Source organism: uncultured Pseudomonas sp., from assembly GCF_913777995.1.
Classification (GTDB): domain Bacteria; phylum Pseudomonadota; class Gammaproteobacteria; order Pseudomonadales; family Pseudomonadaceae; genus Aquipseudomonas.
The window spans coordinates 18,496-31,432 of record NZ_CAJYVE010000025.1 but is presented as its reverse complement, the minus strand read 5'-3'; the positions used below and the strand labels follow the sequence as shown (position 1 = coordinate 31,432).

At 63.2% G+C, this 12,937-nt stretch carries 16 protein-coding genes; 15 read left to right on the top strand and 1 reads right to left on the bottom strand.

Going from position 1 to position 12,937, the window contains the following annotated elements; translation table 11 throughout:
- Position 1 precedes the first annotated feature (1 nt).
- On the top strand, positions 2-991 hold the full coding sequence (locus QZ497_RS11175; RefSeq protein WP_295474438.1) for a S49 family peptidase: 990 nt from the start codon (positions 2-4) through the stop codon (positions 989-991).
- A 50-nt stretch (positions 992-1,041) separates the two neighbouring features.
- On the opposite strand, the gene QZ497_RS11170 is transcribed toward QZ497_RS11175, so the two are convergent.
- Positions 1,042-1,620 (bottom strand): nucleoside triphosphate pyrophosphatase, encoded by a 579-nt coding sequence (locus QZ497_RS11170; RefSeq protein ID WP_295474435.1) that lies wholly within the window; start codon positions 1,618-1,620, stop codon positions 1,042-1,044.
- Between the two features lie 106 nt (positions 1,621-1,726).
- On the opposite strand from QZ497_RS11170, the gene QZ497_RS11165 reads away from it, so the two are divergent.
- From QZ497_RS11165 to QZ497_RS11100, 14 genes are all read left to right on the top strand, one after another.
- Positions 1,727-2,254, top strand: coding sequence for a YceD family protein (locus QZ497_RS11165; protein WP_295474432.1), 528 nt, complete (start codon positions 1,727-1,729; stop codon positions 2,252-2,254).
- A gap of 9 nt (positions 2,255-2,263) precedes the next feature.
- On the top strand, positions 2,264-2,446 hold the full coding sequence (gene rpmF / locus QZ497_RS11160) for a 50S ribosomal protein L32 (protein WP_009406838.1): 183 nt from the start codon (positions 2,264-2,266) through the stop codon (positions 2,444-2,446).
- 4 nt (positions 2,447-2,450) lie between these two features.
- A complete protein-coding gene (gene plsX, locus QZ497_RS11155) occupies positions 2,451-3,476 on the top strand; it encodes a phosphate acyltransferase PlsX (RefSeq protein ID WP_295474426.1) in 1,026 nt (341 codons plus the stop codon).
- 106 nt (positions 3,477-3,582) lie between these two features.
- The gene (gene fabD / locus QZ497_RS11150) at positions 3,583-4,527 is read left to right on the top strand and encodes an ACP S-malonyltransferase (RefSeq protein WP_295474423.1); all 945 of its coding nucleotides are present in this window, start codon (positions 3,583-3,585) and stop codon (positions 4,525-4,527) included.
- 17 nt (positions 4,528-4,544) lie between these two features.
- Positions 4,545-5,285, top strand: coding sequence for a 3-oxoacyl-ACP reductase FabG (fabG, locus tag QZ497_RS11145; protein WP_295474420.1), 741 nt, complete (start codon positions 4,545-4,547; stop codon positions 5,283-5,285).
- Positions 5,286-5,484: 199 nt separating this feature from the next.
- Positions 5,485-5,721, top strand: a complete 237-nt coding sequence (gene acpP, locus QZ497_RS11140) for an acyl carrier protein (RefSeq protein WP_295474417.1) — start codon at positions 5,485-5,487, stop codon at positions 5,719-5,721.
- 111 nt (positions 5,722-5,832) lie between these two features.
- Positions 5,833-7,077 carry a beta-ketoacyl-ACP synthase II gene (gene fabF / locus QZ497_RS11135; protein WP_295474414.1) on the top strand — a complete coding sequence of 415 codons (1,245 nt, stop codon included), beginning with the start codon at positions 5,833-5,835 and terminating at the stop codon, positions 7,075-7,077.
- Entirely contained in the window at positions 7,077-7,892 is an 816-nt protein-coding gene (pabC, locus tag QZ497_RS11130) for an aminodeoxychorismate lyase (protein ID WP_295474411.1), read from the top strand. The genes fabF and pabC overlap by 1 nt, the downstream gene beginning before the upstream one ends.
- Before the next feature lie 3 nt (positions 7,893-7,895).
- A complete protein-coding gene (gene mltG / locus QZ497_RS11125; RefSeq protein ID WP_295474408.1) occupies positions 7,896-9,014 on the top strand; it encodes an endolytic transglycosylase MltG in 1,119 nt (372 codons plus the stop codon).
- 16 nt (positions 9,015-9,030) lie between these two features.
- Positions 9,031-9,663, top strand: a complete 633-nt coding sequence (gene tmk, locus QZ497_RS11120) for a dTMP kinase (RefSeq protein ID WP_295474405.1) — start codon at positions 9,031-9,033, stop codon at positions 9,661-9,663.
- Positions 9,656-10,642, top strand: coding sequence for a DNA polymerase III subunit delta' (locus QZ497_RS11115; protein ID WP_295474402.1), 987 nt, complete (start codon positions 9,656-9,658; stop codon positions 10,640-10,642). The genes tmk and QZ497_RS11115 overlap by 8 nt, the downstream gene beginning before the upstream one ends.
- Before the next feature lie 33 nt (positions 10,643-10,675).
- Positions 10,676-11,032, top strand: coding sequence for a PilZ domain-containing protein (locus tag QZ497_RS11110; RefSeq protein WP_295474400.1), 357 nt, complete (start codon positions 10,676-10,678; stop codon positions 11,030-11,032).
- 14 nt (positions 11,033-11,046) lie between these two features.
- Complete coding sequence (locus QZ497_RS11105; protein WP_295474397.1) at positions 11,047-11,841, top strand: TatD family hydrolase; 795 nt, start codon at positions 11,047-11,049, stop codon at positions 11,839-11,841.
- A gap of 289 nt (positions 11,842-12,130) precedes the next feature.
- The gene (locus QZ497_RS11100) at positions 12,131-12,784 is read left to right on the top strand and encodes a LysE family transporter (RefSeq protein WP_295474394.1); all 654 of its coding nucleotides are present in this window, start codon (positions 12,131-12,133) and stop codon (positions 12,782-12,784) included.
- Positions 12,785-12,937: the final 153 nt, after the last annotated feature.

Below are 12,937 nucleotides of genomic sequence, written 5' to 3'. Positions count from 1 at the left end.
AATGTCTGATCAATGGAAGGCGCCAGACTCGCAGAGTGGTGGGGCGGCGGAAGATGCCAAGAGTTGGAAGCTGCTGGAAAAGACTCTGCAGGCCGGTATCCAGGAACAGCGCCGGTCGCGGCGCTGGGGGATTTTCTTCAAGTTCCTGACCTTTGCCTACCTGTTCGGCGCGCTGCTGCTGTTCACGCCGCTGCTCTCGGAGACCAAGGCCGCGCGCGGCACCGAGCATACGGCGTTGATCGACGTGCAGGGCATGATCGCCGACAAGGAGTCGGCCAGTGCTGACAATATCGTGGGTGCGCTGCGTGCGGCCTTCGAAGACAGCAAGACCAAGGGTGTGATCCTGCGCATCAACAGTCCTGGCGGCAGTCCGGTGCAGTCGGGCTATGTGTACGATGAAATTCGCCGCCTGCGTGCCGAAAAGCCGGCGATCAAGGTGTACGCAGTGATCACCGACCTCGGTGCCTCCGGTGCCTACTACATCGCCAGCGCAGCCGATCAGATCTACGCCGACAAGGCCAGCCTGGTCGGCTCCATCGGTGTGACGGCAGCCGGCTTCGGCTTCGTCGGTGCCATGGAGAAGCTGGGCGTCGATCGTCGTACCTACACGTCGGGTGAGCACAAGGCGTTCCTCGATCCCTTCCAGCCGCCCAAGGAAGATGAAACCCGCTTCTGGCAGGGTGTGCTGGACACCACGCATCGGCAATTCATCGCCAGCGTCAAGCAGGGGCGTGGCGAGCGTCTCAAGGACAAGGAGCATCCCGAGCTGTTCTCGGGGCTGGTCTGGACTGGCGAGCAGGCCGTCGGCCTAGGTCTGGTAGATGCCCTGGGCAGCTCCAGCTATGTCGCCCGCGAAGTGATCGGCGCCAAGGATATCGTCGATTTCACCGTGCAGGAGTCGCCGTTCGACCGCTTCTCCAAGAAGCTGGGAGCCAGCATGGCCGAGCGCCTGGCGATGTGGGCAGGCTTCAGCGGACCTGCTTTGCGTTAAGGGCTGTAGCGCTGTAGAAAAACCCGACCTTTCGTCGGGTTTTTTCATGCTCAGGGAATGCTCACGCCTTCCTTTATTAGCATGTCCACAAGGCGGATGAGTGGCAGGCCGACCAGGCTGGTGGCATCGCTGCCTTCCGTGCTGCGAAACAGGCTGACGCCCAGGCCTTCGGCCTTGAAGCTGCCAGCGCAGTCGTAGGGTTGTTCGGCGCGCAGGTAGCGTTCAAGGGTGGCAGCGTCCAATTGCCGCATGTGCACGGTAAAGGGCACGCAGTCGACCTGACACTGGCCGGTGCGGGTATTGAGCAGTGCCAGGCCCGTGAGGAAGCTCACGCTCTTGCCGCTGGCAGCAGACAGCTGCGCCAGGGCGCGCTCGAAATCGTGGGGTTTGCCGAGTATTTCGCCGTCCAGCACGGCGACCTGATCCGAGCCGATGATCAGGTGGTCGGGGTGGCGGTCCGCCAGGGCCTGGGCCTTCTGCCGTGCCAGACGCTGTACCAGAGCCGTAGCGTCTTCGCCCGGCTGGCGGCTTTCGTCGATGTCGGGCGAGCTGCAGGTGAATGGCAGGCGCAGGCGGGCGAGCAGTTCGCGGCGGTAGGGCGAGCTGGAGGCGAGAAGCAGGGAAGGCATGCGGATCTCCTTGGGCTGAGCGATGATTCTAATGAGCGTGCACGCAGGCGAACAGGCCCGAATTTCCTTTGACATGCCAAGGGGGCATCCCTAGAATGCTGCGCCTATGTTGAATGACCCGATTCCATCTCATATTGACCCGCGCAAACTGGCTGATCGCGGCACGACCCTAGAGGGTGAAGTGCAGCTGGCCGGCTTGCAGAGACTCTGTGACCCGCTGGCCGATGACGCCGGTGTGGTGCAGGCCAGGTTCGCCTTCGAACGGGACGAGCGCCGGGCCGTGGTTTTCCACAGCCACCTCGACGTTACCGTGAAGATGGTCTGCCAGCGTTGTCTCGAGCAGGTTACCCTGCCGATCCACAGTGAATGTACTTACGTGGTGGTGAAGGAGGGTGCGAACACCCAATCGTTGCCGAAAGGCTATGACGTGTTGGAACTGGGCGAGGATCCTTTGGATCTGCTGGCATTGATCGAGGATGAGCTGCTGCTCGCCTTGCCGATTGTGCCTGCTCATCATCCTGAAGAATGCCAGCAACCGGCGGGTCTCGATGAGCCCGAACCGAGCGTGGACGAGGTAGCACGGTCCAACCCGTTCAGTGTATTGGCGCAATTAAAGCGTGACCCAAACGTTTAGGAGTTAACTATGGCTGTTCAACAGAACAAAAAATCCCGCTCTGCTCGTGACATGCGTCGTTCGCACGACGCTCTCGAAGCGAACGCTCTGTCCGTGGAAAAAACCACTGGCGAAGTTCACCTGCGCCACCACGTTTCGCCAGAAGGCGTATACCGTGGCCGCAAAGTGATCGACAAGGGCGCTGACGAGTAATTTCTTGTCCGCTCCGATCATCGCGATCGACGCAATGGGCGGGGACTTCGGTCCCCGCAGCATTGTCCAGGCTAGTCTTGCCTGTCTCGCTTCTACCCCCTCGCTTCACCTGGCCCTTGTCGGCCAAGCTCCCCTGATCGAAGACCTGATATCCCGTCATCCTGGCGTGGATCGCGCGCGCCTGCACGTCGTGCATGCCAGCGAGGTCGTCACGATGGACGAAAAGCCCTCCCAGGCGCTGCGTGGCAAGCCCGACTCCTCGATGCGCGTGGCGCTCGGCCTGGTGGCTGACGGTCAGGCACAGGCCTGCGTCAGTGCCGGCAACACGGGGGCGCTGATGGCCCTGTCGCGCTTCGTGCTCAAGACCCTGCCGGGCATCGACCGCCCGGCCATGGTGGCCGCCATTCCGACCCGAGCCGGACATTGCCATCTGCTGGACCTTGGGGCGAACGTCGATTGTACGGCGGAGAATCTCTATCAGTTCGCGGTGATGGGGGCGGTGACTGCCGAGGCGGCGGGGGTGGACCGGCCCCGGGTCGCGCTGCTCAATGTCGGTACCGAGGACATCAAGGGCAATCAGCAGGTCAGGCAGGCGGCAGCGCTGCTGCAGCAGGCCCAGGGGCTCAACTACATTGGTTTCGTCGAAGGTGACGGCCTGTATCGGGGCGAAGCGGACGTGGTGGTGTGCGACGGTTTCGTCGGTAACGTGCTGCTCAAGTCCAGCGAGGGCCTGGCGACCATGATTACCGAGCGTATCGAAACCCTGTTCACCCAGGGCCTGCTGGGGCGTGCCGCCGGGCTGCTGGCCTTGCCGGTGCTGCGCCGCCTGCGCGGCGAGCTGGCACCGGCAAGGCACAATGGCGCCAGCCTGCTGGGCCTGCAGGGCATCGTGGTGAAGAGTCACGGGGCGGCGGGCGTCGACGGCTTGCAGAGTGCGATCCAGCGTACCGTGACCCAGGTGCGGGAAAACCTGCCGCAACGCTTGCGCGGGCGACTGGAGGCGTTATTGCCGGGACCGTCTAAAATGTGACGCTGCCTGCCAGAGCGTCATCCAAACGTCAGTCATAAGCAATCGAATCACTGCCGCCGGCAAGGCCGGAGGCGCATTTCAAGAAAACCAATCAGGGGCCTGTAACATGTCTGCATCCCTCGCATTCGTCTTCCCGGGTCAAGGATCGCAATCGCTCGGCATGCTCGCCGATCAAGCGGTGCAGCATCCGTTGATCCTCGATACCTTCGAGCAGGCGTCCGACGCCCTGGGTTACGACCTGTGGGCCTTGACCCAGCAGGGGCCTGCCGAACAGCTCAACCAGACCGACAAGACCCAACCGGCGATCCTCACTGCATCCATCGCGTTGTGGCATGTGTGGCTCGCCGAAGGCGGTGCGGTGCCGGCCTATGTCGCCGGCCACAGCCTGGGTGAGTACAGCGCCCTGGTGGCCGCTGGCAGCCTGGCACTGGAAGACGCCGTCAAGCTGGTCGAGCGTCGTGGTCAGCTGATGCAGGAAGCCGTGCCGGCCGGGCAGGGTGGCATGGCAGCGATTCTCGGCCTGAGTGACGACGACGTGCGTGCCGCCTGCGCCGAAGCGGCTCAGGGTCAGGTGGTCAGCGCGGTGAATTTCAACTCGCCGGGCCAGGTGGTCATCGCCGGTGCCGCCGATGCGGTGGCGCGAGCCATCGAACTGTGCAAGGCGCGTGGCGCCAAGCGTGCCCTGCCGCTGCCGGTCAGCGTGCCGTCGCACTGCGAGCTGATGCGCCCGGCTGCCGAGCGCTTCGCTGCATCGGTCGAGGCCATCGACTGGCAAGAGCCGCAGATCGCCCTGGTGCAGAATGTCAGTGCCGCCGCCGTAAGCGATCTGGCGACCCTCAAGCGTGATCTGCTCGAGCAGCTGTACAAGCCTGTTCGTTGGGTGGAGTCCATTCAGTGCCTGGCCGGCCTGGGTGCGACCCAACTGGTGGAATGTGGTCCCGGCAAGGTGCTTGCCGGTCTGAACAAGCGCTGCGCCGATGGCGTGGTGACCTATAACCTGGATACCCCTGACCCTGACGCCTTTGCCGCCATCCGTGCGGCACTGGCCTGAACAAAGGAGAAACCTGCATGAGTCTGCAAGGTAAAGTTGCACTGGTGACCGGTGCCAGCCGTGGTATCGGCCAGGCCATCGCCCTGGAGCTGGGCCGCAACGGTGCCGTAGTCGTTGGCACCGCCACGTCTGAGGCCGGTGCAGAGCGCATCACCGCGACCCTCAAGGAAAACGGCGTCGAGGGCTTTGGCCTGGCGCTGGACGTTTGCAAAGCCGAGTCCGTGGACGCCGTGCTGGCGACCATCGCCGAGCGCGTCGGCGCCCCGTTGATCCTGGTCAACAATGCCGGCATCACCCGGGATAACCTGATGATGCGCATGAAAGACGACGAGTGGAACGACGTCATCGACACCAACCTCAACAGCCTGTACCGCCTGTCCAAGGGTGTACTGCGCGGCATGACCAAGGCGCGTTGGGGCCGGATCATCAATATCGGTTCGGTTGTCGGTGCCATGGGCAACGTCGGTCAAGTAAACTACGCTTCCGCGAAGGCAGGGCTGGAAGGTTTCAGTCGTGCCCTGGCGCGTGAGCTGGGTTCGCGTGCAGTGACCGTGAATGCGGTGGCGCCAGGCTTCATCGACACCGATATGACTCGCGAGCTGCCTGAAACCCAGCGCGAAGCCCTGCTGACCCAGATTCCCCTGGGGCGTCTGGGCCAGGCACAGGAAATCGCCAATGTGGTGGCTTTCCTGGCGTCCGAAGGTGCAGGTTACGTGACCGGGGCCACCATTCCGGTCAACGGCGGTATGTACATGTAAAACGGCTTTTTGTCGGTTCGTTTCAGAAAAATGTCATACGGGCTGACTAAAATCCGTTATAAAGCTGCAATCTTTTCATAGGCCTGTGGTCGCTGGGGAGCCGGAGGGGAGCTTTGAGCTTGAAAAGCGCAAAACCTCTTCTATACACTTACCCACCGGCCAGATGCCTGAACATTTCCACTAGGAGTTAAAACTAGGTATGAGCACCATCGAAGAACGCGTCAAGAAAATCGTTGCCGAGCAACTTGGCGTCAAAGAAGAAGAAGTAAAACCTGAATCTTCTTTTGTTGAAGACCTGGGCGCTGACTCCCTGGACACCGTTGAGCTGGTGATGGCTCTGGAAGAGGAATTCGAGACCGAAATCCCTGACGAAGAAGCCGAGAAGATCACCACCGTTCAGGCTGCCATCGACTACGTGAACAGCCACCAGGCCTGATTTTTCGTAATCGCTGATTGCTGTCATGGGAAAACCGCACTGCTTACCGGCGTGCGGTTTTTTCTTTAAAAAGATGAAGATGTTTCGCCAACGAGAGAGAAGGAGAGTCCTGTGTCGCGTAGACGCGTCGTGGTCACCGGGATGGGAATGATATCGCCACTGGGCAATGATGTGCCCAGCAGTTGGCAAGGCATTCTGGCAGGGCAGAGTGGCATCGGTCTGATCGAGCACACCGACCTGTCGGCTTTCACCACTCGTTTCGGTGGTTCCATCAAAGGGTTCGATGTCAGCCCGTACCTGGCGCCCAAGGAGGCGCGGCGGCTCGACCTGTTCATTCAATACGGCCTGGCGGCCAGTTTCCAGGCGGTGCGCAATGCCGGACTGGAAGTCACCGACGCCAATCGTGAGCGTGTAGGTGTCGCCATGGGGTCGGGCATTGGTGGCCTGACCAACATCGAGGCCAGCAGCCGTCTGCTGCACGAGCAGGGGCCGGGGCGGATTTCGCCGTTCTTCGTGCCAGGCTCGATCATCAACATGATTTCCGGTTTCCTGTCCATCCACCTGGGTGCACAGGGGCCTAACTACGCCATTTCCACCGCCTGCACCACCGGTACCCACTGCATCGGCATGGCCGCGCGCAACATCGCCTATGGCGAGGCCGACGTGATGATCGCCGGTGGCGCCGAGATGGCCGCCTGCGGGCTGGGCATGGGCGGTTTCGGCGCAGCGCGCGCCTTGTCGACCCGCAATGATGAGCCGGCTCGCGCCAGCCGTCCGTGGGACAAGGACCGTGATGGCTTCGTGCTGTCCGACGGCTCCGGCGCCATGGTTCTGGAAGAACTCGAACACGCCAAGGCGCGTGGTGCGACCATCCTCGCCGAACTGGTGGGCTTCGGTATGAGCGGCGACGCCTTCCACATGACTTCGCCGCCGGACAACGGTGCCGGTGCTGCGCGCTGCATCGTCAATGCGCTGCGTGACGCACGCATCGACCCACAGCAGGTGCAGTACATCAACGCCCATGGCACCTCGACCCCGGCCGGTGACCTGGCCGAAGCCCAGGCGATCAAGAGCGTGTTCGGCGATCATGCGCTGAAGCTGGCGGTCAGCTCTACCAAGTCGATGACCGGTCACCTGCTGGGTGCCGCCGGTGCGGTCGAGGCGATTTTCAGCGTGCTGGCCCTGCTCGACCAGGTTGCACCGCCGACCATCAACCTCGACGAGCCTGGCGAAGGCTGCGACCTGGACTTCGTGCCGCACGAAGCCCGGCAGATGCCGATCGATGTCGTGCTGTCCAACTCCTTCGGATTTGGCGGCACCAACGGCTCCCTGGTGTTCCGTCGGTTCAGCGAGTGATGCCCGCGTGGGTCGACGGCCTGGCTGCTGACAGCCTGGCCCTGGGTAACCGGGGCCTGGCCTATGGCGACGGGGTATTCGAAACCCTCGCCGTAAAGGCCGGCGTGCCGTTGCTGTTCGAGCGGCACCTGCAGCGCTTGCAATCCTCCTGCGAACGCCTGGCCATCGATCTGGACCTGGCGCTGATTCGCGACGAGATGACCCGCTTTGCCGCACAGGCAGGCGACGGCGTCATGAAGCTGATCATCACCCGCGGCGACAGCCAGCGCGGCTATGCACCGCTGGCCGGCGCCATGCCCAGGCGCATTCTCCAGATGTCGCCAGCGGCGTCCTATCCGCCCGGCCACGCCCGGGAGGGTATTCAGCTTTTCGAATGCCAGACCCGCCTGGCCGAGCAACCGCTGCTGGCGGGTATCAAGCACCTCAACCGCCTGGAGCAGGTCATGGCTCGTGCCGAATGGCAGGACCCCGGGTTTGCCGAAGGGCTGATGCGCGACATGTCGGGGCGGCCCATCGAAGGGGTGTACAGCAACCTGTTTCTGGTGCGAGATGGCAAACTGCTCAGCGCCGACCTGGCGCGCTGTGGCGTGGCCGGGGTGATGCGTGCCGAACTGCTCGATCAGGCACGAACCCTGGGGATCGTGGTCGAAATCCGCGACCTGTCGATGTCTGACCTGCAGCAGGCGGACGAACTCTTCGTATGCAACAGCGTATATGGTGTCTGGCCCGTTCGCGGCTATGCCGGCCTGAACTGGCCGGTAGGGCCGCTCACCCGTACACTGCAGGCTGTTGCGCACTCACTACTGGGTGGCTGATTCGTGATTCGAAAATTATTGGTATTGCTGCAAGTCGCAGTGGTCGTGACCGTCCTGGGCGCAGGTCTTGCGCTGTGGAAGCAGAATCAGGCCCTGCACCAGCCGCTCAAGGTGACCGAAGAGCGTCTGCTCGACGTACCCACCGGCTCGACGCCGTCGGGCGTGCTCAACCGCCTGGAAGCCGACGGGGTGATTCAGGACGCCTTCCTGCTGCGCCTTTACTGGCGCTTCAACCTGGCTGGCCAGCCGCTGCACAGCGGCGAGTACCGCATGACGCCGGGCATGACCATGCAGGACCTGTTCGGGGTCTGGAAGCGCAAGGAAGTGGTGCAGTACAGCCTGACCCTGGTCGAAGGCTGGAATTTCCGTCAGGTGCGCGCCGCACTGGAACGCCAGCCCAAGCTGGAGCAGACTCTGGCAGGCCTCAGCGACAGCGAGCTGATGGCGCGCCTGGGCTACCCCGACGTCTTTCCCGAGGGGCGTTTTTTCCCCGACACTTATCGCTACGTGCGCGGCATGACCGATGCCGAGCTGCTCAAGCAGGCCTACAAGCGCCTGGATGACGTGCTCGAAGACGAATGGCGTGATCGTGCGCCAGACCTGCCTTACAAGGACCCTTATCAGGCGCTGATCATGGCCTCGCTGGTGGAGAAGGAAACCGGTGTGCCGCAAGAGCGCGGGCAGATCGCCGGGGTGTTCGTGCGGCGCCTGCAGCGCGGCATGCTGCTGCAGACCGACCCCACGGTGATCTACGGCATGGGTGAGCGCTACAACGGCAAGATCACCCGTGCCCACCTCAAGGAAGCCACGCCTTACAACACCTACGTGATTGCTGGCCTGCCGCCGACCCCGATCGCCATGGCCGGTCGCGAGGCGATTCATGCCGCATTGCATCCGGTAGAGGGCAACAGCCTGTATTTCGTCGCCAAGGGCGACGGCAGCCATGTGTTTTCCGTCGATCTGGATGAACACAATGCGGCGGTGCGCGAATACCAGCTCAAACGTCGCGCCGACTATCGTTCCAGCCCGGCGCCACAGGCGCCGCCAGCTGCATCGTCTTCCACCCTGTCCGAGCCCGCCGAGGCGCCCGTTGCGCCTGGCGAAGAGCCGGCCGAGCAATGAATTTCAAGGAATGCCCGTGACTGGCCTGTTTATTACCCTGGAAGGCCCGGAAGGCGCCGGCAAGAGTACCAACCGCGACTACCTGGCCGCGCAGCTGCGCGAGCAGGGCGTTGATGTGCTGCTGACCCGCGAGCCCGGTGGTACGCCGCTGGCCGAGCGGATCCGCGAGATCCTGCTGGCGCCCAGTGAAGAAAGCATGAGTGCCGACGCTGAGCTGCTACTGGTTTTTGCGGCCCGTGCCCAGCACCTGGCCGAGGTCATCCGCCCGGCCCTGGCGCGTGGTGCGGTGGTGCTGTGCGACCGCTTTACCGATGCCACCTATGCCTATCAGGGCGGTGGCCGTGGTCTGTCTCCCGAGCGCATCGCCATTCTCGAAGACTTCGTGCAGGGCGCGCTGCGTCCTGACCTGACCCTGGTGTTCGACCTGCCGGTCGAGGTCGGCCTGTCGCGCGCTGCAGCTCGCGGTCGATTGGACCGCTTCGAGCAGGAGGGTCGCGGTTTCTTCGAAGCGGTACGCAACACCTACCTGGCGCGCGCGCACGCTGAGCCGGCGCGCTATCGCCTGGTCGACGCTGCCCAGTCGCTGGAACAGGTGCAGACGGCCCTGCGCGCCTTGCTGCCCGAGATGCTGGAGCGCGTTCGTGGCTGAAGCCTATCCGTGGCAGGCAGCGCTCTGGCAGCAGTTGGCCGGACGTGCCCGGCATGCGCATGCCTACCTGTTGCATGGGCCGGCGGGTATCGGCAAGCGTGCCCTGGCCGAGCGCCTCATGGCTCACCTGTTATGCCAGCAGCCGGGGGCAGCGGGCGCCTGCGGGCAGTGCAAGGCCTGCCAGTTGCTGGCCGCTGGCAGCCACCCGGACAACTTCATCCTCGAACCCGAGGAAGACGACAAGCCGATCAAGGTCGACCAGGTCCGCGACCTGGTCAATTTCGTGGTGCAGACCGCGCAGATGGGCGGGCGCAAGGTGGTGTTGATCGAGCCGGTGGAGGCCATGAACATCAATGCTGCCAACGCCCTGCTGAAGAGCCTCGAAGAGCCCTCGGGCAACACCGTGCTGCTGTTGGTCAGCCACCAGCCCAGCCGTCTGTTGCCGACCATCAAGAGCCGTTGCGTGCAGCAGGCCTGCCCCCTGCCCGGCGAAGCCATGAGCCTGGAGTGGTTGCAGGCCGCGCTGCCCGATTGCGACGAAGCCGCCCGCCGTGACCTGCTGGTGCTGGCGGCCGGCTCGCCGCTGCTGGCGGTCAAGCTGCACGGGCAGGGCGTCAGTGAGCAGCGGGCAATGGTGGTCGAGGGTGTGAAGAAGCTGCTCAAGCAGCAGCAATCGCCCACCCAGCTCGCCGAGGGCTGGAAGGACATTCCGTTGTTGCTGTTGTTCGACTGGTTTTGTGACTGGGCGCACCTGATTCTGCGTTATCAGCTCACCGAGGACGAAAGTGGCCTGGGCCTGGCCGACATGCACAAGGTGGTGCAGTACCTGGCGCAGAAGTCATCGCGCGACAAGGTGCTGGCCATTCAGGACTGGGTGCTGACCCAGCGTCAGAAGGTCATGGCCAAGGCCAACCTCAACCGTGTGCTGTTGCTCGAAGCCTTGCTGGTGCAGTGGGCAGCGCTGCCCGGACAGGCGTAGACTCAGCCGTGAACTTCATTCCGAGGAGCTGCAATGAGCCTGCCGATCAACCCCGGCCCGCGTAACGGCATTCTATCTCTGACCATCAAGGACAAGTCGGTGCTCTATGCCGCCTACATGCCGTTCATCAAGCATGGCGGCCTGTTCATTCCCACCGGCAAGAGCTACAAGCTGGGCGATGAAGTGTTCATGCTGCTCAACCTGATGGATGAGCCGGAGAAGGTGCCGGTGGCCGGGCGAGTCATCTGGATCACCCCCAAAGGCGCCCAGGGCAACCGTACCGCAGGCGTCGGCGTGCAGTTCAATGACGGTGACAACACCGCCCGCAACCTGATCGAAACCCACCTGGCTGGCGCCCTGAAGGCCGACCGTCCCACCCATACGATGTGATTGTGCGTTTTCCCATGCTTGTAGATTCCCATTGCCACCTTGATCGTCTCGACCTGGCCCAGCACCAGGGTTCTCTGGATGCTGCACTGCAGGCCGCGCGCGAGCGCGGTGTCGGCCATTTCCTGTGCATCGGCGTAAGTGCCGACAACGCCGCAGCCGTAAAAGGCCTGGCCGAGCGCTACGATGATGTCGATTGCTCGGTGGGTATCCACCCGCTGGACCTCAAGCCGGGCGAAGAGCCAGCCCTGGACTGGCTGCTGCGCGAGCTGGATCACCCCCGCGTGGTGGCGATTGGCGAGACCGGTCTGGATTATCACTACGAGCCCGAGGCCGCCGAATTGCAGCAGGCGTCGTTCCGTCTGCACCTGCAGGCCGCTGGCGTGACGGGCAAGCCGGTCATCGTGCACACCCGTGCGGCGCGGGCCGACACCCTGGCGCTGCTGCGCGAGGCGGCCTTGCCACAGGCGGGTGTGCTGCACTGTTTCACCGAAGACTGGGAGATGGCCAAGGCCGCCCTGGACCTGGGTTTCTATATTTCCCTGTCGGGCATCGTGACTTTCCGCAACGCCGATGCGCTGCGCGACGTTGCGCGCCAGGTGCCGGCCGACCGCCTGTTGGTAGAGACCGACTCGCCGTATCTGGCGCCGATACCTTACCGTGGCAAGCCCAACCTGCCGCAGTACGTGCGGGAGGTCGCCGAGTTCCTCGCCATGCTGCGCGGCGAATCGTACGAACGCTTCGCCGAGCAGACCACGGCCAATTTCGCCCGGCTGTTCCCGCTGGCCCACGTAGGCCTGCCCCAGGCCTGAATCGCGGGCAAAAAGAAACCCGGGTTCTGGGGGGTGAATCCGGGCCAAGACCATTAGGAGTAAAAACAAAGGCGCGCCATCCATGACTGCCCTTATTGGCGCAGCACTTGGGGGGAGTGCGTGCCAACACTTCAAGTATTGCCGAGGATGGTCAGTCGTCCAGTCGCTGTTGGTTATTTTTTAAACAGTTTTGGAATACTAAAACGAACAGTCAGTGCTCGATGAAAGCATGCCCGTCTGGGCGGCTACGAGCGCTTCGCGATCCTGCAGGTCGTCAAGAGGGTGTGGCATGGAGTTTTCCAACGGCTTTCTATTGAGCCTTTCGTTATGCCTGGACATCGGTCTGGCCAACATCGCGATGATGACCCTGGCCATGCAGCGCGGTTTTTCCAAGGGCTTGTGGCTGGGTGTCGGCACCTGCTTCGGCGACCTGGCCTATGCGCTGTTGGCCATGACCGGCATGGCGGTGCTGCTGCAGTACGAGACGGTGCGCTATGTACTGTGGCTGGGGGGTACTGCGGTGCTCACCTGGTTCTGCATCAAGATGATTCTCAGTGCCCTGTCGGCCACGCCGGCCTTGCAGGTTCAGGAGCAACGAAGCGCCGACAGCAATCGCAGCCTGTTCCTGCGCGGGGTATTCCTGGCGATGTCATCGCCGACCGCGATTCTGTGGTTCGCGGCAGTCGGTGGCGCGATCATCGCTCGACAGGGCGCCGACCTGGCTGGCGCCTCGGCCTTCCTGAGCGGCTTTTTCGTTGCCGGGCTGGTCTGGTCCGTCGGCCTGTGCGCCGTGGCCCACCAGGGTGGTCGCCTGCTGGGTGAGCGGATGCTGAAGTGGTCCTATGTCGCTTCGGCTGCGATCTTTGCCTACTTCGCCCTCTACGTGGTGGTCAGCGGCTACCAGGAGTTCATCCTGGCGCCGACGCCGTCTTTCGAGCACTGATCGCGTGTGGGTTGCCTGCGCCGGCGGCGGGCGCTAGCCTTGCCGGGCGTGGGCGAAGCCAGGGCTGGCGTCGCCAAATGACTGGAAAAGGATGTTTCGTGCATTTTTGTATCAGTTAGGCATAATGTGTCGCTTCGATCCAGGCCCTTGCAG